The organism is Halomonas ventosae, from assembly GCF_004363555.1.
Classification (GTDB): Bacteria; Pseudomonadota; Gammaproteobacteria; order Pseudomonadales; family Halomonadaceae; genus Halomonas; species Halomonas ventosae.
In genome coordinates, this window is record NZ_SNZJ01000009.1 from 61536 (window position 1) to 81923 (window position 20388).

16 protein-coding genes are annotated in these 20388 nt (G+C 68.7%); 9 read left to right on the plus strand and 7 right to left on the minus strand.

The window, feature by feature from the left end:
- Nucleotides 1-21: 21 nt before the first annotated feature.
- A complete protein-coding gene (gene senB, locus DFP85_RS09450; RefSeq protein WP_208108484.1) occupies nucleotides 22-1017 on the plus strand; it encodes a selenoneine biosynthesis selenosugar synthase SenB in 996 nt (331 codons plus the stop codon).
- Between the two features lie 43 nt (nucleotides 1018-1060).
- On the opposite strand, the gene selD is transcribed toward senB, so the two are convergent.
- Entirely contained in the window at nucleotides 1061-3355 is a 2295-nt protein-coding gene (selD, locus tag DFP85_RS09455; RefSeq protein ID WP_133636036.1) for a selenide, water dikinase SelD, read from the minus strand.
- A 97-nt stretch (nucleotides 3356-3452) separates the two neighbouring features.
- On the opposite strand from selD, the gene egtD reads away from it, so the two are divergent.
- Entirely contained in the window at nucleotides 3453-4430 is a 978-nt protein-coding gene (gene egtD, locus DFP85_RS09460; RefSeq protein WP_133636037.1) for an L-histidine N(alpha)-methyltransferase, read from the plus strand.
- On the opposite strand, the gene DFP85_RS09465 is transcribed toward egtD, so the two are convergent.
- The 5 genes from DFP85_RS09465 to DFP85_RS09485 form a co-directional block, all read right to left on the minus strand.
- Entirely contained in the window at nucleotides 4427-5377 is a 951-nt protein-coding gene (locus DFP85_RS09465) for an IS481 family transposase (RefSeq protein ID WP_133636038.1), read from the minus strand. The genes egtD and DFP85_RS09465 overlap by 4 nt on opposite strands.
- 132 nt (nucleotides 5378-5509) lie before the next feature.
- Entirely contained in the window at nucleotides 5510-8623 is a 3114-nt protein-coding gene (locus tag DFP85_RS09470) for a molybdopterin-dependent oxidoreductase (RefSeq protein ID WP_133636039.1), read from the minus strand.
- On the minus strand, nucleotides 8616-9797 hold the full coding sequence (gene nrfD, locus DFP85_RS09475) for an NrfD/PsrC family molybdoenzyme membrane anchor subunit (RefSeq protein WP_133636040.1): 1182 nt from the start codon (nucleotides 9795-9797) through the stop codon (nucleotides 8616-8618). The genes DFP85_RS09470 and nrfD overlap by 8 nt, the downstream gene beginning before the upstream one ends.
- A complete protein-coding gene (dsrO, locus tag DFP85_RS09480; RefSeq protein WP_133636041.1) occupies nucleotides 9781-10557 on the minus strand; it encodes a sulfate reduction electron transfer complex DsrMKJOP subunit DsrO in 777 nt (258 codons plus the stop codon). The genes nrfD and dsrO overlap by 17 nt, the downstream gene beginning before the upstream one ends.
- A 261-nt stretch (nucleotides 10558-10818) precedes the next feature.
- The gene (locus DFP85_RS09485; protein WP_106230791.1) at nucleotides 10819-11097 is read right to left on the minus strand and encodes an XRE family transcriptional regulator; all 279 of its coding nucleotides are present in this window, start codon (nucleotides 11095-11097) and stop codon (nucleotides 10819-10821) included.
- Between the two features lie 398 nt (nucleotides 11098-11495).
- On the opposite strand from DFP85_RS09485, the gene DFP85_RS09490 reads away from it, so the two are divergent.
- From DFP85_RS09490 to DFP85_RS09515, 6 genes are all read left to right on the plus strand, one after another.
- Complete coding sequence (locus DFP85_RS09490; protein ID WP_133636042.1) at nucleotides 11496-12935, plus strand: APC family permease; 1440 nt, start codon at nucleotides 11496-11498, stop codon at nucleotides 12933-12935.
- Nucleotides 12936-13089: 154 nt separating this feature from the next.
- Nucleotides 13090-14070, plus strand: a complete 981-nt coding sequence (gene glaH / locus DFP85_RS09495; protein ID WP_133636043.1) for a glutarate dioxygenase GlaH — start codon at nucleotides 13090-13092, stop codon at nucleotides 14068-14070.
- Between the two features lie 100 nt (nucleotides 14071-14170).
- Nucleotides 14171-15367, plus strand: a complete 1197-nt coding sequence (lhgO, locus tag DFP85_RS09500; protein ID WP_133636044.1) for an L-2-hydroxyglutarate oxidase — start codon at nucleotides 14171-14173, stop codon at nucleotides 15365-15367.
- 164 nt (nucleotides 15368-15531) lie between these two features.
- On the plus strand, nucleotides 15532-16491 hold the full coding sequence (locus tag DFP85_RS09505) for a TAXI family TRAP transporter solute-binding subunit (protein WP_133636045.1): 960 nt from the start codon (nucleotides 15532-15534) through the stop codon (nucleotides 16489-16491).
- 4 nt (nucleotides 16492-16495) lie between these two features.
- Nucleotides 16496-17005 carry a DUF1850 domain-containing protein gene (locus DFP85_RS09510; protein ID WP_133636046.1) on the plus strand — a complete coding sequence of 170 codons (510 nt, stop codon included), beginning with the start codon at nucleotides 16496-16498 and terminating at the stop codon, nucleotides 17003-17005.
- A gap of 25 nt (nucleotides 17006-17030) precedes the next feature.
- Entirely contained in the window at nucleotides 17031-19040 is a 2010-nt protein-coding gene (locus tag DFP85_RS09515; RefSeq protein WP_133636047.1) for a TRAP transporter permease, read from the plus strand.
- Between the two features lie 70 nt (nucleotides 19041-19110).
- Here the strand turns inward: DFP85_RS09515 and DFP85_RS09520 are convergent, their stop codons facing one another.
- Nucleotides 19111-19635: a hypothetical protein gene (locus DFP85_RS09520; RefSeq protein ID WP_133636048.1), complete on the minus strand. Its 525-nt coding sequence runs from the start codon at nucleotides 19633-19635 to the stop codon at nucleotides 19111-19113.
- 231 nt (nucleotides 19636-19866) lie between these two features.
- Here DFP85_RS09520 and purE point away from each other — a divergent pair, with 231 nt between their 5' ends.
- Nucleotides 19867-20379: a 5-(carboxyamino)imidazole ribonucleotide mutase gene (gene purE / locus DFP85_RS09525; protein WP_133636049.1), complete on the plus strand. Its 513-nt coding sequence runs from the start codon at nucleotides 19867-19869 to the stop codon at nucleotides 20377-20379.
- Nucleotides 20380-20388: the final 9 nt, after the last annotated feature.

Sequence of the window (20388 nt, forward strand, 5' to 3'; positions counted from 1 at the left end):
TGACTTCCTCGAGGAGAGACCATGGCATTGAAGGTAGCCCTGATCAGCCCGGCGGGTCGAGGCTCACGAGCCGGCAACCGCGCCACGGCGACCCGCTGGGCGGGCCTGCTGCGGACGCTGGGCTGCCGGGTGCGGATCGCCGGCGCCGAGGAGGACACCGACCGTTGGCAGATCGCCGGCCAGCCGCCCGACCTGGTGATGGCGCTGCATGCCTGGCGCAGCCATAGGGCCATCCGCACCGCTCGCCGGGCCTTCCCGGGCTGCCCCCTGGTGGTGGTGCTGACGGGCACCGACGTCTATCGCTTCCAGCACAGTCATCCCGAGGCGTTCGAGGAGAGCCTGGCGGCGGCGGATGCCCTGGTCGGCCTGCATGACCGCCTGGCCGAGGACCTTCCCCCGCGTTTCCTGTCGCGGCTGCAGGTCGTCCACCAGTCGGCGCAGCCGCTACCTCCGCATGCCCCGCGGCCGGGTCGCCGGCATCTGGACGTGCTGGTGGCGGGCCACCTGCGCGAGGAGAAGGACCCGCTGCGCGCGGCGCTTGCGGTGCGCGACCTGCCGGCGGACTCGCGGCTGCGGGTCATCCAGCTGGGCGGTGCCCTGGACGAGGCCTGGGCCAGGGCGGCCCGTGACGAGATGGCGGGCAACCCCCGCTACCGCTGGCTGGGTGACCAGCCTCGCTGGCGGGTGCGACGGTGGATGGCCCGGGCCCGGCTGATGGTGATCAGCTCGCGCATGGAGGGGGGCGCCAACGTGGTCAGCGAGGCCTGCGTGGCGGGCCTGCCGGTGCTGGCCTCCGACATCCCGGGCAACCGCGGCCTGCTGGGCGAGGACTATGTCGGCTACTTCCCGGTCGCCGATACCGCGGCGCTTGGCGACCTGCTGCGCCGCGCCGAGACCGAGCCGGCCTTCGTCGAGGGCCTGCGCCGCCAGGTGCTGGCGCGTGCGCCGCTGTTCACTCCCGAGGCCGAGCGTGAGGGGCTGGCGCGGGTCATCGTCGCCTGCGGGCTCACCCCCTGATGCCGTCCCGCCCCCGGCTCCCTCTGCCCGCCATCATCGGTCCTCAGCCCCTCAGGTGGATGGGCTCCAGCGCCTCGCCGGGGTCGAGGACCCGACCGATGACGGCGGCCCGGGCATAGCCCAGGGCATGCAGGGCGTCCAGGCAGGCCCCGGCGCGTTCGGCGGGCACGCTGGCCAGCAGGCCGCCGGCGGTCTGGGGGTCGAAGAGCAGCGGGTAGCGGGGGTGGTCGACCCACGCGGCCTGGTCGCGGATGGCCCGGCGCAGGCGCACGTTGGCGGGCTGCAGGGAGCTCAGGATGCCGGCGGCCACGGTCTCCTCCGCGCCCTCGAGCAGCGGCAGGGCGGCCAGGTCGAGTTCGGCATCCACGCCCGAGGGACGGGTCATCTCCACCAGGTGCCCCAGCAGGCCGAAGCCGGTGAGGTCGGTGCAGGCGGTGGCGCCGTGCTCCCGCAGGCAGTTCGCCGCCTGGCGGCTGGACTGGCTCATGCTCGTGAGTGCCGCATCGATCCAGCGCCCGCGGGCGGCGAGCCGCGCATGGGCGGCGAACAGGGTGCCGGTGCCGATGGGCTTGGTCAGGATCAGCGCCTGGCCGGGCCGCAGGCCGCCCTTCGTCAGGGCGCTGTCGCCGCCGGCATCGATCAGGCCATTGACGGCAAAGCCCAGGGCCAGCTCGCTGCCCTCGCCGGTGTGCCCGCCGACCAGGGCGCAGCCGGCCTCGTTGAGCACCTCCACGGCGCCGGCCATCATCTGGTAGACGGTGTCCTCCACCTTGGCCTCGAGCCCATGGGGCACCGTGGCCACGGCGGTGGCGGTCTGCGCCTCGGCGCCCATGGCGAAGATGTCGCCCAGGGCGTGGTTGGCGGCGATCCTGCCGAACACATAGGGGTCGTCGATGAAGGCGCGGAAGAAGTCGATGGTATGCACCATGTCCTTGCCCGGCGGTACCCGCACCACGGCGGCGTCGTCCGGGGCATGCAGGCCGACCAGGACCTCCTCGCGCGCCACCGGCTCCAGGGTCGAGAGGGCCCGGGAGAGCACCGAGGCGCCCACCTTGGCCCCGCAGCCGCCGCAGCGCATGGCAATGGCCGAGATCGCCTGGCTGTGCTCCTCCTCGTCCAGCACCACCCGGCTGGGGGGCGGGGCCTTCATGGTGTCCTGCATCATGGGCGGCAGGTCGTTGAAGCGGGCCATGAAGCGCCGGTCGATGAAGTCCTTCCAGCGCCATACCCAGTCGCCGGCCAGGCACATCGCGCCCCGGGAGGCCACGGCGTGGCGGTCGCCGGTGCTGATCAGGGCCAGCCATCTCGCCTGGGGGCGGTAGGGGGTGAGGGGACGGCCGGTCACGGCGGCGCGCAGGTTGTCGGCCAGCGGTCGGCCCTGGCGCACGGCGAAGACCCCGGCCTTCTCGCGGGGATGGTTGACCTGGGTGGCGATGTCGCCGGCGGCGAAGATGCGCGGGTCCGACGGCGAGCGCAGGGTGTCGTCGACCTGGATGAAGCCGTCGTCATCGAGTTCGAGCCGGGTGTCCTTGAGCCAGTCGGCACCGCCGGCGTTGGTCACCCAGACGATCTCGTCGGCGCCGTGCCAGCTGCCGTCGGCGGCCTGCAGGTGGCCCGCCTCGACGTCGACGACCTCGGTGGCGGTATGCACCTCGACCCCCCGGCGGCGCAGCGTGACGTCGAAGTGCTGGCGTACCCGGGCATTGTGGGTGGGCAGGATGCTCTCGCCGCGGGTGAAGAGGGCAAAGGCGAGCTCGGCCGGGTCGCGCCCGCGGGCGGCCAGCTCCCTGCCCAGCCGGTACTGCATGGCCAGCAGCAGCTCGACGCCGCCGGCGCCGCCGCCGACCACAGCGACGCGGGTCCGGCCCGGGTGCGCCTCGATGCGCCGGAGCAGCGTCTGCCAGCGGTCGTTGAACTGGTGGATCGGCTTGACCGGGACGGCGTGCCCGGCGGCACCGCCTAGCGCATCCACGCGCGGCGTCGAACCGATATTGATCGACAGCCAGTCATAGGGCACAGGGGGGCGCGAGCGGCAGAGCACGGTGCGGGCATCGTGGTCGATGCCGATGGCCTCGTCGCGGAAGAAGCGCGCCCCGGCGTATTCGGCCAGCCGGCGCAGGTCGATATGCACCTCGTCGTAGGTGTAATGCCCGGCGACATAGCCCGGCAGCATGCCCGAGTAGGGGGTATGGGTGTCGCGGCAGATCAGGGTGAGCCTGACGCCCGGCTCGGGCTTCATGGCGAAGCGCTTCAGCACCCCCACGTGGGTATGCCCGCCGCCGACGAGGACGATATCCCGTAACGCTGGTAATCCCGGGGGCTGCTGCGGTTGCTGCATGGTCAGGCTCGCTCTAGATTGGTGAGGCGTTGCCGCCACAGTCTAAAGGCAAACCGGTGAGGCGACGCCAGAACCGTTCGCCAGCGAGGGGTCCCTGATGTCCGCAGCCGTGCAGTTCCATGACCAGCATGCCGGCGAGGCGGGGCCCTCGTTTCGCGACGAGGTGATCCGGGGGCTCGGCGCCACGCCGAAGGCCCTGTCGCCCAAGTATTTCTATGACGAGCGGGGCTCGCGGCTCTTCGAGGCGATCTGCGAGCAGCCCGAGTATTACCTGACCCGCACCGAGGAGGGCATCCTGTCCCGGGCCGCCGACGAGATCGCGGCGCGGGTCGGCCCGGATTCGCTGATGGTCGAACTGGGCAGCGGCGCCAGCCGCAAGGTCAGGCTGCTGCTGGAGGCGATGCGTCCCCGCCGCTACCTGGGCATGGATATCTCCCGCGACTTCCTGCTGCAGAGCACCCGTCGCCTGGCGGCGGACTACCCCTGGCTGGAGGTGCATGCCGCCTGGGGGGACTTCTCGCGCCGCCTCGAGCTGCCCCCGGGCCTCGAGGGCCGCCGGGTGGTGGCGTTCTTCCCCGGCTCGAGCATCGGCAACTTCACCCCGCGCGAGGCCGAGGCCTTCCTGGCCCGCCTGCGCCGGGCGATGCCGCCGGGCAGCGGGGTGCTGGTCGGCGTCGACCTGGTCAAGGACCACGAGATTCTGGAGGCGGCCTACAACGATGCCGCGGGTGTCACGGCGGCCTTCAACCTCAACCTGCTGGCGCGCATGCGCCGCGAGCTGGGGGCCGCGGTGAAGTTGGATGCCTTCCGACACCTTGCCTTCTTCAATGCGCCGGCATCGCGCATCGAGATGCACTTGGTCAGCCGGCAGCGCCAGGCCATTACCCTCGACGGACAGCGCTTCGCCTTCGAGCAAGGCGAGACGCTGCACACCGAGAACTCCTGCAAGTACAGCGTGGCGGGGTTCCAGGCCCTGGCGGCGCGTGCCGGCTACCGGTCACGCGCCGTGTGGTGCGATGACGAGGCGCTGTTCAGCGTGCACTATCTCTCAAGCGACCAGCTATCGAGCGACTAGCTGTGTAAACCCATCAGGTTGTTCACGGAAAGGCCCAGCCGGCTAACCGGAGGATGATAATCCAGGCTGGCATGCGGCCGATGCCAGTTGTACTGATGGAGCCAGGCAGGCAGGTGCCTGCCACGCTCTTCCGAACTTACGTATGACCGAGCGTAGGCCCACTCACGTAGTGCCGTCTGGATGAATCGTTCCGCCTTGCCGTTGGTGCGGGGGCTGTACGGCTTGGTCCGGCGGTGTTTCAGCCTCAGCCGCCGGCACAGGCGCCGGAAGCGCCGAGACCGGTAGCAAGCACCGTTGTCGGTGAGCACCCGGGTAAAGCGGATGCCCAGGCCGGCGTAGTAGCGCATGGCCCGCAGCAGGGCCAGGCAAGCGCTCCAACTCGTCTCGTCCGGGTGAACGCTGCTGAAGGCCACTCGCGTGTGGTCATCGATGGCGACATGAACGTACTCCCACCCTGCGCCACGCGTGTTCTGCTGGCGATCGCCGGTCACGCGATGCCCCGGTCGCTCGAAGCGTCCCAGCTTCTTGATGTCCAGATGCAGGAGGTCCCCTGGGGCGTCGTGTTCATAGCGGTTGTCGGGCCTTGCCGGGGACAGGACAGCCAACCGGTTCAGCCCATTGCGTTTGAGAATGCGCGCCACCGTGCTCTGGCCGATGCCCAGTGCCTCGGCGATCTGGCGATAGGTCTGGCGCTGCTGACGACGTTCGATGATCTGCTCCACAGTAGCCGCGCCTGTCGCGAAGGGGCTTCGGGCAGGGCGTGACGTACGATCCTTGAGACCGGCGCGACCCTCCTCGCGGAAACGACGCACCCACTTGTAGACCGTTCTCACACTGACGCCCTGGGCTTGTGCTACTTCTCTGGGCCGAAGCCCTTCATCGATCACGCGAGCGGCCAGCAGGGCTCGACCATGCGGAGTGAGACGGGCATTCTTATGGGTGTTCATCCGGGCCTCCTGGAGCGATTGGTTGGTTCGCATCTCCAGTCTTCCGGGTAGGCTCCGGATGAACAACCTACCGAGAGATCACAACTAGCGATCGGGTGACCAGCCGCTCGCTGGGCCGGGCAGCGCTGCCCGTCAGGCCTCGAGCCGGGTCACGCGGATCGGCAGGCCCTGGCGCACGGCGGCGCCGCTGATGGGCTCGAGCCAGGTACCGTCCACGCGGCGGGTCGGGTCCTTGAAGCCCAGGTCGTTGATGTTGATGCCGGCGCGCAGCCACTCCAGGTCGGGCTGGGACTCGCCGTCGATCACGTGGGGGGTGGCCCCCAGGTCGCGGTGGCCGTAGCCGTGCTCGATGCCCAGGGCCCCCGGCATCACCCCCTCGCCGACCAGCGCCAGGGCGACCACGCTGCCGCCGGGGCTCTCGATGCGGATGGTGTCGCCGTGGCGGATGCCGAAGCGCTCGGCGTCCTGGCGGTGCATCATCACCGGGTTGTAGGGCTTGATCATGCGCAGCCGCTCGAGGCCGATGGCGTAGGAGTTCATCAGGTTCGACTTGAACGAGAACGCCAGCAGCGGCCACTCGTCCTCGGTGAACACCTCGCGCATGGCGCGGCCGTCGGCCAGCGGCGGCAGGGCATGGCGCGGCACGCCGCGGTTGGGTTCGCCGGTCTGGGTGTTGATGCTGGTGCCCACCTGCTCGTTGTAGACGCACAGGGTGCGCTTCCAGGCGCTGGTGAGGTTCTCGCCCTTGAAGTGGTCCTTGAACGCCTCGAAGCGCCCGCCGCGGGCGTAGAGGTAGGCCACCGGGCCGTGTTCCTCGGGCGGCAGGGTGCGCGCCAGCCTCGGGATCAGCGGCGCCAGCCCGGCGTGGTCGATGTCGTTTCGCCCGGCGGCCGGCAGTGGCTCGCCCTGGAAGGCCACGTTGGCCGCGGCGCGCAGGAAGAAGTCCTCGGCGCGATTCAGCGGGTGCAGGTTGCCGTCGGCGTCGGGGATCGCGCCCTCGCCGAAGCCGGGCAGCCCCAGGCGCTTGGCGGTGGCGATGAAGAAGCTTTCCATGGAGACCGGTTCGCCTTCCTTGGTCTTCTGCTGGCGCGGCTCCACCACCGGCCAGCAGGCGGTGGTCATCCTGCCCAGGGTGCCTTTCCAGGCGCCGGTGAAGCCCCACACCTCGTACATCACCGAGTCCGGCACGATGTAGTCGGCGTAGCGGTTGGTCTCGTTGAGGAAGCCGTCGACGGCGACGAAGAGCCCCAGGCGCTTCGGGTCCTTGAGCTTGTCGGCGATCAGCGCCTCCAGGCCCGCCTGGCCGTAGATGGGGTTGGCCATGCAGCCGATGACTGCCTTGATCGGGTAGGGGTAGCCGTCCAGTGCCGAGGGCAGGTGCTCGGTCAGCGTCGGCGGTGCCAGTGAGCGCCAGGGGGCACGGGCGGGGTAGGGGGGCTCCCCGGCGGCCACCTTGCGCTGGTACTCGGAGGACTCCTCGTAGGGGAAGCGCGAGCGGGAGAGAAACACGCCCTTGGGGCCGCGCTTGCCGGGGAAGTTGGCCAGGTCGTAGCGGGGGCCTCCGCCCACGCCGTTGAACTGGCCGCCGCCGGGGGCGCTGCCGCCCTTGCGGTTGTGGTTGCCGGCCAGCACGTTGAGCATCTGCATGCCGAAGGCGGCGTAGAAGCCGTTGCCGGACATCATGCCGCCGTGGGAGTTGGTCACCGCGCGGCGGCCATGGCTGGCGAAGCGGGTGGCCAGGTCGATGATGGTGGCCTCGGGAATGCCGCAGTGCGCGGCGTACTCGGCCAGGGAGTATTCGTTGGCGGACTCGCGCAGCAGCACCATGCTGCTCTTGACCCGCACGTTCTCGCCAGGCCCTTCCTCAAGACCAGCGAGTTCGACGTCGCGGTCGACGAAGAGCTCGGCAGCCATGACATCCATGCTCTTCGCCAGCTCGCCGTCGGCCATCACCATGGGCACGTCGGCATCGCTTCCGGCCTCGGCCAGGCCCAGGTCGCTGGCGCGCAGGAAGCGGCCGCGACGCGGGTGCTCCTCGGTAGCGATCACCAGGTGGGTGGCGTTGGTGTGGGTCGCTTCATTGGCGGCGTCCGCGGCGGATTGGCCGGGCAGCGCCAGGAACTCCTTCGCGTAGCCCTCGTGGTCGAGCAGCCACTGGATCATGGCCATGGCCAGGGCGCTGTCGCTGCCCGGGCGGATCGGCACCCAGCGGTTGTGATCGGCGGCATGGGAGGCCGAGGCGTTGAGGCCCGGATCCACCACCACGTACTCCAGGCTGCCCTCGGCGCGCGCCTGGGCGATCAGCCGCCCCTGGCGCTTGAAGGGGTTGCCGGCCTGGCTGGGGGCGGTGCCCACGTAGAGGATGAAGTGGGCGTTCTGGATGTCCGGCTTGGTGTGGGCGTTCTTGGCCAGGTCATCCATCACCGCGCCGGACCCCATGCGATAGGCCAGGCCGCAGTAGGAGCCATGGTGGCCGTAGTTGCGGGTGCCGAAGGCGTTGAAGGCGAAGCGCTTGAGCAGCGCCGAGCGTCCGTAGTCGGTGGCCTCCATCACCATCAGCTGGTTGGCCTTCGGGCCGTACTCGGGGTTCTCCGGGTCGGTGGGGGTGTCAAGGTCATGTATGGCGCGAAGCCCGTCCACGTGGCCCTCGCCGAACAGGTCGCCGCCTTCGCAGATCTCCTCGATGACCTGCTCGAAAGGCACCTTCTGCCATTCACGGCTGCCGCGCCCGCCCACCCGCTTGAGGCAGTGGGTGACGCGGAAGGGGCTGTCGATCTGCGCCATCATGGCGTTGCCGCGGGCGCAGGCGGTGGAGCGGTTCTGCTGGCCCTGGTCGCCATAGGCGCTCAGCCCGCGCAGGGCCTCGACCACCGGGGTGCGCATGGGCAGGTGCTCGTCGGAGGAGAGCGGGTTGTAGGGGTTGCCGGAGACGCGCAGCACCTGGTCGGTGGCGTTGTCGACGCGCACCCGCACGCCGCACTTGGTGGTGCAGCCGTAGCAGACGGTGAAGGCCACGCGCTGGTCGGGGTTGAGGGTCAGCTCGCCGCTCTCGGGGTCGACGGTGTACTCCGGCGCCAGGGAGTTGCCGTGGATGCGGTGCTCGGGCGTCTCGCCGGCGCTGCCGGTGACGCCCTTGGCCATCTTGACCAGCGGGTCGGAGTAGCCGGCGGCGAAGGTGGCGGCACCGCCGGCGGCGACGGCGCCCTTGAGGAAGCGGCGACGTGAGGTGTCGGGTGACTTAGCCATGACGGAGGGCTCCTTCGACGTCAGGATGTTCGGGGGCGGCGGGGGAGGCGTCGGCGGCGCTGCCGCCCCGGGAGGCCTGGCGCCACGGCACGAAGAGGTCGACCAACAGGAGGGCGGCGAGCCACAGGCCGAAGGTGCCGACGATGCCGAGAATGCCGGACGAGCCGGCGGGGATGCCGTAGTGGTGGAAGCCGGCGCTGTGGCGGGCCACGGTCTGCACGTCCATCAGCACCACCCAGCGGAACATCCAGCCGACGTGCAGGGCCACCAGGCCGAGCACCCAGGCCCAGGCGTAGAGTGCCGGGCGGCGTGAGGCGGGGCGGGTGAGCAGGTAGAGCACGGCGCCGAACAGCACCAGGCCGGTGAGGCCACCCCACAGGGCGGTGCTGCGCCACTCGGCGCTGTCGCGCACGGATTCCATCGCCGCGGCCACGGAGCCGACGTTGGCGTTGATGCCGTCGAGGAACCAGCTGCCGGCGACGAGTCCGGCCACCAGGCAGGCCCCCAGCATCACCTTGAGCATCTGCCGACTGACCGTGGTGCTGCGCTCACCGGCCACGCGGTTGAGCACCAGGGTCAGGCCGGTAGCGGCGATGAAGCCGGTGGCCACGAACATCGGCGGCAGCCAGACGGTGTGCCACAGCGGACGGGCCTTGACGATGGCCACCTCGGCGCCGGTATAGAGCATGATGCCGGTGGAGAGGGCCAGGGTCCCCAGACCCACCAGCACCACCAGGGCGCGCGGGGTGGGAGCGGAGCCGAAGGACAACCAGTGGGCGACGAAGCCCTTGAGCCCGGGGGCCTGGCGATGGGCCTGCAGCGCCGGACGCCAGGCGAGCCAGGCCAGCACGATCACGCCGACCACGTAGAGGGGCAGCACCAGGCTGCCGACGGACATCCAGGAGTGGCTGTTGGCGTAGGCATAGAAGTGCCAGAAGCGCAGCGGCTGGTGCAGGTCGGCGAGCAGCGCCACCGGCGCCACCAGGGTGGTGGTGAGGCAGGCGAGCAGCGCCAGGCGTGCGGTGGGCAGCCAGGCTTTCCTGCCGAATACCAGCGCGGGGGCGGCCAGCCACAGGGTGGCGTAGGAGAGCGCGATCATGAAGAAGTACTGCACCGCCCAGGGGTACCAGGCGATGTCGTAGCGCGGGGCGAGCAGCTCAATGGTGGAATTCATAGCCCATCTCCTTGCCGTGGGGGTCGAGGACGTCCAGGGCGACCGGCTCGGCGTCGGGGCGAGTGACGAAGCGCTCGTCCATGCCGAGATAGAAGACCTGGGGCAGGGTGTTCTTCTCGGGCTGCAGCACCATCAGCTCGTCGCGGTGCTCGGCGATCATGCGGCTGATCTGGCTCTCGGGGTCGCGCATGTCGCCGATGATCCGCGCGCCGCCTACGCAGCTCTCCACGCAGGCCGGCAGCAGGCCCGCCTCCAGGCGGTGGGCGCAGAAGGTGCACTTGTCGGCGGTCTGGGTGCGCTCGTTGATGAAGCGGGCGTCGTAGGGGCAGGCGTTGACGCAGTAGGCGCAGCCCACGCAGCGGTCGCTGTCCACCACCACGATGCCGTCCTGGCGCTGGAAGGTGGCCTCCACCGGGCAGACCGGCACGCAGGGCGGGTTCTCGCAGTGGTTGCACAGGCGCGGCAGCATGAAGGTGGCGACCTCACCGGTCTCCTGGTGCGCCACCTCGTACTGGGAGACGGTGGTACGGAAGCTGCCCAGGGGGGCGGCGTTCTCGATATGGCACGACACGGTGCAGGCCTGGCAGCCGATGCACTGGCGCAGGTCGATGAGCATGCCGTAGCGCTTGCTGGGATCGCCTTCACGGCGGGGCGGCTGCTGGTTGATGCCGGCGCTGGCGATGCTCGAGAGCGGTACCATCGCGGCGCCCGCGCTGAGGCGGGCCAGCTGGCCGAGCAGGGTGCGGCGAATGGGGTCCATGGCGCCTCCGGTGGCCTGGTGGGGCGGCGTCTCCGCCTTAGGGACAAGGGTTGATACCGGAAGGCTACCTGCGACCAAGGTCTAGGCACTTGATGTCAGTCAAGAGTTCGTTAGCAAGCTCTTAATCCTGGCATAATGTTCATTCAAATAGTTGAGAATAAAGGGCTTTCTGACGCCCGGCAGGCAAGAAAAAAACGCCCCGCGGGGAAGGCGGAGCGTTCGCTGTTCGTCATCGAGTCGGCCTCCCGCGGGAGGGGGCGATCAGGGCGGTGAGCCGCTCGGGTCGATGGTGCGATAGACGAGGCGGAGCTCGTCCACGGAGAGGTGCTCCAGTTTCCCCGAGAGGAGGTCGCTGATCTTCTGCATCGGCAGGCCTGCGCGGCGGGCGATTTCCTTGCTGCCCAGGTCCGACACGGCGATCAGCCGCGTGATGATGCGCATGAGGCGTGTACGTTTTTCCAGGTCCCTGACATCGAGGTCAGGGCAGCTTCGCGGGGGGTCGGTGAGTTCCGCGTGGGCGGTGTGACGTGCCGTGCTCATGATGCTCCAGTGGGCGGTTTCGACAGCCACACTATGGGGTCTATCCGACGATTTTGCCAGTATCGATTCGGTGATTCTTTGGTGTGAGATGAGGCCCTGTCGCGGGGTCGCCGTCCGGGGCAGGGTGTGCAGAATATCGAACCTTCCGGGCAGTCCGGCCGAGGGCTGGCAGATGGCGCCAGCGGCAGCTTCTGGATGCACATATCCTGATATTAACGGGCTTGTATTGTCCTGACCTGACGGGGATTCCTCGACTGCCATTGGCCAGTTGCGACAAATGTCTAGGCTCCGGGTGTTCAATATTCCTTGAACGTTTGTCCTTCGTTTACTATTTTTGTCGATGTTTTTAGGAAAAATCTTACATCATCACAATCGACAACCGACGAGAAGAGGCTGACATGAACAACGAGACGTCCACGGAGACGCACCTGACGCGAGTCCTTGCCCGCAAGGACGTGCTGGCCCTGGCCTTCGGCGCCATGATCGGCTGGGGCTGGATCGTGCTGACCGGCAGCTGGATCCAGTCGGCCGGCAGCCTGGGGGCGATCACCGCCTTCCTGATCGGCGGGCTGATCATCGTGCTGGTGGGCCTGACCTATGCCGAGCTGGCCTCGGCGATGCCCCAGGTGGGCGGCGAGCACGTCTACAGCTACCGGGCCATGGGGCACTTCGCCTCCTTCCTCTGTACTTGGGCGATCACCCTGGGCTACGTGAGCGTGGTGGCCTTCGAGGCCGTGGCGCTGCCCACCGTGGTGGAGCACCTCTTCCCGAATTATGCCGTGGGCAAGATGTGGAACATCGCCGGCTGGGACGTGAAGGCCACCTGGGTCGCCGTCGGCGTGGCGGGGTCGGTGCTGATGATGTGGATCAACTACATCGGCGTGCGCACCGCCGCCCTGGTGCAGAAGGTGGTGACCCTGCTGATCCTGGCGGTGGGCATCCTGTTCATCACCGGGGCCCTGTTTCAGGGCAGTACCGAGACCATGCAGCCGCTGTTCAGCGTCGAGGAGGGCGTGATGGGCGGCATCATGATGGTGATCATCATGGTGCCCTTCATGTTCGTCGGCTTCGACGTCATTCCCCAGGCCGCCGAGGAGATCAACCTGCCGTTCCGCGAGATCGGCCGGGTGCTGATGATCTCGGTGATCCTGGCGGTGTTCTGGTACTCCTTCATCATCCTGGGGACCGCGCTGATGCTCGATCCCGAGGCGCTGGGCGCGAGCTCCCTGGCGGTGCCGGATGCCATGCAGGCGGCCTTCCAGGCGCCCTGGGCCGGCAACCTGATGATCCTGGCCGGCATCGCGGGCATCATCACCAGCTGGAACGCCTTCTACATCGGCGGCTCGCGGGCCATCTATGCCCTGGCGCACTCCGGCATGCTGCCGGCCTTCCTGGCCAAGCTGCACCCGAAGCATCGCACCCCGACCAACGCCATCCTGGTGATGGGGGCGCTCTCTTCCATCGCGCCCTTCTTCGGCCGCCAGGCGCTGGTCTGGCTGGTGGTGGCCGGTGGCCTGGGCATCGTCATCGCCTACCTCTTCGTGGCGCTCTCCTTCGTGGTGCTGCGCCGGCGCGAGCCGGAGATGGCGCGCCCCTTCCGGGTCCGCCGTGGCAAGACCGTGGGGGCCCTGTCGGTGATCCTGTCGGTGATGCTGATCGGCATGTACCTGCCCGGCAGCCCCTCGGCGCTCTCCACCATCGAGTGGTTCATGTTCGCCGGCTGGATGGCGATCGGCCTGGTCCTCTATGCCTGGTCGCGACACCGCTATGGCGTCGCCTACAGCGACACCATGATGAAGCGCGAGCTGGCCGGCGCGGATCCCTATCCCGGTCGCTGATCCCTGGTGCGACAGACGGCCGCCCCTTTAGTCCCGGGGCGGCCATCGACAACAGGACGTAAAGGATGGCCACTGGCCGTCCTTTATTTTTGACAAAAACAAAAAATATAGATATTTTTAGATTGTGTCCACGTAACGCCATGGAGCCCCTGACATGACCGTACTGACCCAGCTTCCCGAGACCGCCATGCCCCTGCCCGCCGACATCCGCGGCTTCACGCTGGCCCCCTCCGCCCAGTCGCCGCGCCTGCTGCAGCTGACCGTCAGCCGCGAGGTCGTCGAGGCCTTCCTCGAGGCCGTCGCCGAGTGGCCGGTGCAGGCCCTGGAGTACAAGTCCATGCTGCGCTTCCGCGTGGCGAAGATCCTCGACGACCTGTGCGACAACACCCTGCAGCCGGTGCTGGTCAACACCCTGGTGGATCGCACCACCGGTGGCTTCCAGGTGGTTCCCGAAGGGCTCGACTCCGTCGAGCAGGCCGACGAGATGGTCAAGGTGGCCACCGCCGTGGCGCACCTGATGGGGCGTTCCAACTACGACGCCATGAGCGGCCAGTACTATGCCCGCTTCGTGGTGCGCAACGTCGACGAGTCCGACAGCTACCTGCGCCAGCCGCACCGCGTGATGGAACTGCACAACGACGGCACCTTCGTCGAACAGGACACCGACTACGTGCTGATGATGAAGATCGACGAGCAGCACATGGAGGGCGGCAACTCCCTGCTGCTGCACCTGGACGACTGGGAGGGGCTGGAGCGCTTCTATCACCACCCGCTTGCACGCCGGGCGATGCGCTGGACCGCGCCGCCCAGCAAGAACGTCGCCAAGGATGTCTACCATGCGGTCTTCGACGTGGACGCCAGCGGCCTGCCGATCATGTCCTACATCGACCAGTTCGTGCAGCCCAAGGACTTCGAGGAGGGCAACTGGCTGACCGACCTCTCCGAGTCGCTCGAGAACAGCCCGGCGATCCTCTCGGTGCCCAACCCGGTGGGCAGCTTCCTGCTGATCAACAACCACTTCTGGCTGCACGGCCGGGATCGCTTCACGCCCCACCCGGAGCTGCGCCGCGAACTGATGCGCCAGCGGGGCTACTTCACCCATGCCAAGACCCTGCGCAACCCGCGCCAGTCTTGAGCAGAGCGAGCCGAGGCGCCGCGAGGCGACCGGCGGGTTAGACTGACGAGGCCACGCCGTGACCACGGCGTGGCCGTCTCATGGGAGGAGCGAGGACGGCATGTACGATTTCATCATCATCGGCGGCGGCATCCTGGGCATGTCCACCGCCATGCAGCTCAAGCAGGCCTATCCGGACCGCCGCATGCTGGTGGTGGAGAAGGAGCGCGAGGCGGCGTGCCACCAGACCGGCCACAACAGCGGCGTGATCCACGCCGGGGTCTACTACACGCCCGGCAGTCTCAAGGCGCGCTTCTGCCTGGAGGGCAACCGCGCCACCAAGGCCTTCTGCGAGGCCCACGCCATCCCCTACGACAGCTGCGGCAAGCTGCTGGTGGCCACCAACGACCTGGAGATGCAGCGCATGCAGGCGCTGTGGGAGCGCACCGAGGCCAACGGCCTGGAGCGCGAGTGGCTGGGCCCCGAGGCGCTCGCCGAGCGAGAGCCCAACATCACCGGGGTCGGCGGCATCTTCGTGCCCTCCAGCGGCATCGTCGACTACGCCGCGGTGACCCGGGCCATGGCCGCCGAGTTCGAGCGGATGGGCGGCGAGGTCCGCTACGGGGCGGAGGTTACCGCCCTGGAGGAGCGGCGCCAGGAGGTGGTGGTGACCACCGGCGCCGGCGAGTTCACCGGGCGCTACCTCGTGACCTGCTCGGGGCTGATGGCCGACCGGGTGGTGCGCATGCTGGGCCAGGATCCCGGCTTCACCATCTGCCCCTTCCGCGGCGAGTACTATCGGCTGCCGGAGAAGCACAACGACATCGTCAACCACCTGATCTACCCGATCCCCGACCCCTCCATGCCCTTCCTGGGCGTGCACCTGACGCGGATGATCGACGGTTCGGTCACCGTGGGCCCCAATGCGGTGCTCGCCTTCAAGCGCGAGGGCTATCGCCGGCGCGACGTGTCCCTCGGTGACATGGCGAGGATGTTCAGCGACCCGGGCATCCTCAAGGTGCTGGGCCGCAACCTGAAACCGGGCCTCACGGAAATGAAGAACTCGCTGCACAGGCGCGGGTATCTGGAACTGGTGCGCAAGTACTGCCCGAGCCTGGGCCTGGAGGACCTGGGGCCCTACCCGGCCGGGGTGCGGGCCCAGGCGGTGTCCCGTGACGGCAAGCTGGTGGACGACTTCCTGTTCGTCAACACGCCGCGCACCGTCAACGTGGGCAATGCGCCCTCGCCGGCGGCCACCTCGGCGATCCCCATCGGCGCCCATATCGTCGACAAGGTGAAGGCGCTGGTCGAGGCGTGAGGCGAGGGTTCGACCTTGGGGGAATTGCCGAAAATCCCAAGGAACGTAGAAATAGTGGTATTGGGTTCTCACGCAGCGACCGTGCTAGCGTGAGATGGGGCGCCACGAGATGCCGGCGCCGAGACACTCCACAATAAACCTGGTTCCAGGACCGGAGGATTGCCATGCGTTTCTTCAAGTACGCCGCCGCCGCCACGCTGCTGGCCACGGCCCCCCTGGCTGCCGCCCAGCAGCTCTCCATCGCCACCGGCGGTACCGGCGGTACCTACTATCCCTACGGGGGTGGCCTGGCCGAGCTGATCGGCAACCACATCGAGGGGGCCGAGGCCGTTGCCGAGGTCACCGGTGCCTCCGTGGAGAACATGGGGCTGGTGTGGCGCGGTGACTCCGACCTCGCCCTGGCGCTGGCCGACACCGTCTACCAGGCCTACAACGGCACCGGCGACTTCGAGGGCCGCCAGCTGGAGAATATCCGCGCCCTGGCCTCCATCTACCCCAACGCCGTGCAGATCGTCACCCTGGCCGATTCCGGCATCGAGTCGCTTTCCGACCTCGAGGGCAAGACGGTCTCCGTGGGCGCGCCGGGCAGCGGTACCGAGGTCAATGCCCAGGCACTGCTCGAGGCCAACGGCATCAGCTACGACGATTTCGACCCGCGGCGCCTGAACTTCAACGAGACCGCCGACGCCATCCGCGATGGCGACATCGATGCCGGCTTCTGGAGCGTGGGCCCGCCCACCAGTTCGATCATGAACCTGGCCACCACCCGCGACATCCGCCTGGTCGGCCTGAGCCAGGAGGAGATCGACAAGGCCAAGGAGGCCGAGCCTGTCTTCGCCGCCTACAAGCTGAAGGCCGGCCTCTACGAGGGCATGGACGAGGCGGTGCAGAGCATCGGCATCCCCAACGTGCTGGCGGTGAGCAGCGAGATGGACGAGGAGCTGGCCTACCAGATCACCAAGGTGCTCTTCGAGCAGACCGACGAGCTGATCGCCATCCACCCGGCGGCCAATGACACCACCGTGGAGTTCAGCGTGGAGTCGACCCCGATTGCCTTCCATCCGGGCGCGCTGCGCTACTACGAGGAGGTGGGCGCCGAGATCCAGGACCACCAGCGCCCCTGAGGCGATGCGTGATTCGCCCCTGAACGCAGGGCGGGCCTGGCTGCCCGCCCTGCTGCTGTGTGCGGGTCTCGTCCTGGCCGGCCCGGCGGCAGGCCAGGACGAGGCCCGGCTGGAGGTGCTGGACGCCGAGGGCGAACACCTGGTGAGCCTGCCGATGCCCGAGGGGGAGGGTTGGTGCCTGGAGTGGAACCACTCGGTCGAGGGGTTCCCGGTGCTGGACTGCTATCGCCACCGGGAGGGGCGCATGGTGCTCGAGCGCAGCCACCTGCCTGACTTCGCGGCGGGGCTCGACCATATCCCCGGGCGCGGTCGCCAGGTCTCCGACGGCGAGGGCGGCTACTGGATCGAGGCGATCGACGAGCCGGTACCCGGCAATGCTTATCGGCTTCGGGTGGGCGCCATGCGCGTCGACCACCGCCTGGTGGTGGACGGCGAGCGCATCAGCCTGAGCGGACTGGCCGCGAACCGGCGAGTGACGATCCGCCTGAGCTTGGCTGCCGCTTCCCCTGACTGAACGACAACCCTTCGAGAGAACCACGATGAGCGATTCGGGTACCTCCCCCATCATTCCCGGCAGCCAGGCGAACCATTCCCGCCCGGTGCTGTGGCTGATCACCCTGGTAGCGGTGGGACTGTCACTGTTCCAGCTCTACTCCGCCGGCATCCAGCCGCTGGGCCTCTTCTACCAGCGCAGCATCCACCTGATGCTGATCATGATGCTGGCCTTCCTTATGTTCCCGCTGCTGGGGCCGAAGCATGATCGGGGCCCGATCAGTGGCCTGATCGACGCGGTCTTCCTCGGCGGGGCGCTGGTCACCGGTGGCTACCTGGTGCTCTATCTCGACGAGATCATCAACCGCGCCGGCTTCTGGAGCCAGACCGACATCGTGGTCGGCTGCATCGCCACCGTCACCGTCCTCGAGGCGGCGCGCCGGGCGGTAGGCCTGGGCATGACCATCATCGGCGTGGTCGCGATCCTCTACGCCTTCGCCGGCCCGCGCGGCGAGCTGCCATGGCTCGGCCAGTTCCTGCCCGGCATCCTCGAGCACCGCGGCTACAACCTGGACCGCCTGGTGGGCCAGCTCTACCTGGGCCAGGAGGGCATCTTCGGCCTGCCCATGGGCGTGGCGGCCACCTACATCTTCATCTTCGTGCTGTTCGGTGCCTTCCTGGAAATCACCGGCGCGGGCAAGTTCTTCATCGACCTGGCCTATGCCGCCACCGGCCGCCAGCGCGGCGGCCCGGCCAAGGCGGCGGTGATCGCCTCGGCGGGCATGGGCTCGATCTCCGGCAGCGCCATCGCCAACGTGGTGACCACCGGGGCCTTCACCATCCCGCTGATGAAGCGCCTGGGCTACAAGCCCCACCAGGCCGGCGGCATCGAGGCGGCGGCCTCCACCGGCGGGCAGATCATGCCGCCGCTGATGGGCGCCGGGGCCTTCCTGATTGCCGAGTACACCCGGATGCCCTACCTCGAGGTGGTCAAGGTCAGCATCCTGCCGGCCATCATGTACTTCGCCACCGTCTACCTCTTCGTGCACATCATCGCCCTGAAGCAGGGCATGCAGGGCATGGCGCGCTCGGAGCTGCCCCAGATGCGCGACGTGATGGGGGCCGGCTGGCACTTCCTGCTGCCGCTGCTGGTGCTGGTGTGGCTGCTGGTGATGAACATGTCGCCGATGCGGGTCGGCTACTACGCGATCCTCACCATGCTGGCCGTGGCGGTGCTGCGTTTCGCGGTGTGGTTCCTGTTCATCGCGCCGCGCGAGGGGCAGAAGGTGACCGGGGAGACGCTGCGCGAGGCGCTCAAGGCCGGGCTGGTCAAGCTGGTCGGCGGCCTGGAGCTGGGCGCGCGCAATGCCGTGGCCGTCTCCATGGCCTGCGCCGTGGCCGGCGTGATCGTCGGCGTGGTGGGCCTGACCGGGCTGGGGCTGAAGTTCTCCTCGATGATGATGGCCTTCTCCGGCGGCAACCTGCTGCTGGCGCTGGTGATGGTGCTGCTGGCCAGCCTGGTGCTGGGCATGGGGCTGCCGGTCACCGCTAGCTACATCGTGCTGATCGTGCTGGTGGGCCCGGCGCTGACCGCCGAGTTCGGGGTGCCGCTGCTGATCGCCCACCTGGTGGTGTTCTGGTACTCCCAGGATTCCAACGTCACGCCGCCCATCGCGCTCGCCGGCTTCGCCGGCGCGGCGATCGCCGGGGCCAAGCCCATGGACACCGGCTTCCAGGCCTGGAAGTTTGCCAAGGGGCTCTACCTGATCCCGCTGTTCATGGTCTACAACCCGGAGATCATCATGGGCGGGCCGCTGCCCTTGCTGGTGTGGACGGCCTTCACCGGGCTGCTGGCCCTGGGGGCCTTCGCCGCGGCCCTGGAAGGGTACCTGTTCACCCGCATGTCCTGGCCGGTGCGCCTGGTGCTGCTGCCGGCGATCGTCGCGGTCTTCTACCCGAGCCTCGCGGTGGAAGTCGCCGGCGCGGCGGTGATGGCGCTGGCGCTGGCCGGCAACTGGCTGGCCAGCCGCCGCGAGGCAGGGGCACCGGCCGGCTGAGAGTTGCGGCGAGACGCGCAGGGCCCGCCCGGGGTTGCCGGGCGGGCCCTGCGCATTTCGGCCTGTGGGCTTACTGGGAAGTGGACGTCTCGGTCTCGGCGTCGACATCGGCCTCGGCATCGGCTTCCGCCTCGGCCTCTGCGGTGGTTTCGTCACCCTCGGCGTCCAGGGCGTCGCCGGCGTCCTCCATCGCCTGTTCCGTCTCCTCGGCGGCCTCGTCCAGTGCCTCTCCAGCGTCGTCGGCGGCCTGCTCGGCCTCCGCTTCCGTGGCCTCGGCGGCCTCGCCGGTTTCCTGGGCGGCCTCGTCACCCGCGGCCTCCAGGGCGTCGCCGGCGTCCTCCATCGCCTGTTCCGTCTCGTCGGCGGCCTCGTCCAGCGCCTCGCCAGCGTCGTCGGCAGCCTGTTCGGCTTCCGCTTCCGTGGCCTCGGCAGTCTCCTCGGCGGCCTGCTCTGCCGATTCTTCTGCCTGCTGGAGCTCCTGCTCGGCCGTCTCTTCCTGCTGTGTGGCCTGGTCGGTCGGTTCGCTGTCAGAGTCGCAGCCGACGAGCAGCAGTGAGCCGGCCAGTGCCGTGGTGAAGATCAGTGAACGCTTCATGGTCATTCTCCTTGAGGGTTTCCAGGTGGGCTTGTCCTTGCTGCCCCCTCACCATGACCCTAGCAACGAAAGTCGCATCCAGCATGCAAGCCGCTGTCTTCTTCCGGCGACAGGAGGGGAGGGGAAGAGGCTGGCCGAGTGGTCAAGATGACTGCGAAGGCCCGCAGCGCTAGAATGGCCGGCTTTTCCGCACTCTACTACCGTACTGAGGCAGTCGCCGAGGAGCAGGCCATGCAGTCCGATACACAGGCGCCGAAGGTCGGCGTGATCATGGGGTCGAAGTCCGACTGGCCGGTGATGGAGCATGCCGTGGCGATGCTCGAGCGGCTTGGCGTGCCCTGCGAGACCCGGGTGGTCTCCGCCCACCGCACCCCCGACCTGCTGTTCGACTACGCCAAGGGAGCGGCCGAGCGCGGCCTGCAGGTGATCATCGCCGGCGCCGGCGGGGCCGCCCACCTGCCGGGGATGGTGGCCTCCCAGACCGCGCTGCCGGTGCTCGGCGTGCCGGTGGAGTCCAAGGCGCTCAAGGGGCTGGACTCGCTGCTTTCCATCGTGCAGATGCCCGGCGGCATCGCCGTGGGCACGCTCGCCATCGGCAAGGCCGGCGCCACCAATGCCGGCCTTCTGGCCGCACAGATCGTCGGCCTGCAGGATGCGACGGTGCGCACCGCCGTGGAGGCCTTCCGCGCCGAGCAGACCCGAACGGTGCTCGACAATCCCGATCCCCGGCCTGACAGCGAATGAAGGAGCCCA

Excerpts from the sequence above, each read along its gene's own strand:
- senB (WP_208108484.1), top strand. The coding sequence starts at position 22 with ATGGCATTGAAGGTAGCCCTGATCAGCCCGGCGGGTCGAGGCTCACGA.
- selD (WP_133636036.1), bottom strand. The coding sequence starts at position 3,355 with ATGCAGCAACCGCAGCAGCCCCCGGGATTACCAGCGTTACGGGATATC.
- egtD (WP_133636037.1), top strand. The coding sequence starts at position 3,453 with ATGTCCGCAGCCGTGCAGTTCCATGACCAGCATGCCGGCGAGGCGGGG.
- DFP85_RS09465 (WP_133636038.1), bottom strand. The coding sequence starts at position 5,377 with ATGAACACCCATAAGAATGCCCGTCTCACTCCGCATGGTCGAGCCCTG.
- DFP85_RS09470 (WP_133636039.1), bottom strand. The coding sequence starts at position 8,623 with ATGGCTAAGTCACCCGACACCTCACGTCGCCGCTTCCTCAAGGGCGCC.
- nrfD (WP_133636040.1), bottom strand. The coding sequence starts at position 9,797 with ATGAATTCCACCATTGAGCTGCTCGCCCCGCGCTACGACATCGCCTGG.
- dsrO (WP_133636041.1), bottom strand. The coding sequence starts at position 10,557 with ATGGACCCCATTCGCCGCACCCTGCTCGGCCAGCTGGCCCGCCTCAGC.
- DFP85_RS09485 (WP_106230791.1), bottom strand. The coding sequence starts at position 11,097 with ATGAGCACGGCACGTCACACCGCCCACGCGGAACTCACCGACCCCCCG.
- DFP85_RS09490 (WP_133636042.1), top strand. The coding sequence starts at position 11,496 with ATGAACAACGAGACGTCCACGGAGACGCACCTGACGCGAGTCCTTGCC.
- glaH (WP_133636043.1), top strand. The coding sequence starts at position 13,090 with ATGACCGTACTGACCCAGCTTCCCGAGACCGCCATGCCCCTGCCCGCC.
- lhgO (WP_133636044.1), top strand. The coding sequence starts at position 14,171 with ATGTACGATTTCATCATCATCGGCGGCGGCATCCTGGGCATGTCCACC.
- DFP85_RS09505 (WP_133636045.1), top strand. The coding sequence starts at position 15,532 with ATGCGTTTCTTCAAGTACGCCGCCGCCGCCACGCTGCTGGCCACGGCC.
- DFP85_RS09510 (WP_133636046.1), top strand. The coding sequence starts at position 16,496 with ATGCGTGATTCGCCCCTGAACGCAGGGCGGGCCTGGCTGCCCGCCCTG.
- DFP85_RS09515 (WP_133636047.1), top strand. The coding sequence starts at position 17,031 with ATGAGCGATTCGGGTACCTCCCCCATCATTCCCGGCAGCCAGGCGAAC.
- DFP85_RS09520 (WP_133636048.1), bottom strand. The coding sequence starts at position 19,635 with ATGAAGCGTTCACTGATCTTCACCACGGCACTGGCCGGCTCACTGCTG.
- purE (WP_133636049.1), top strand. The coding sequence starts at position 19,867 with ATGCAGTCCGATACACAGGCGCCGAAGGTCGGCGTGATCATGGGGTCG.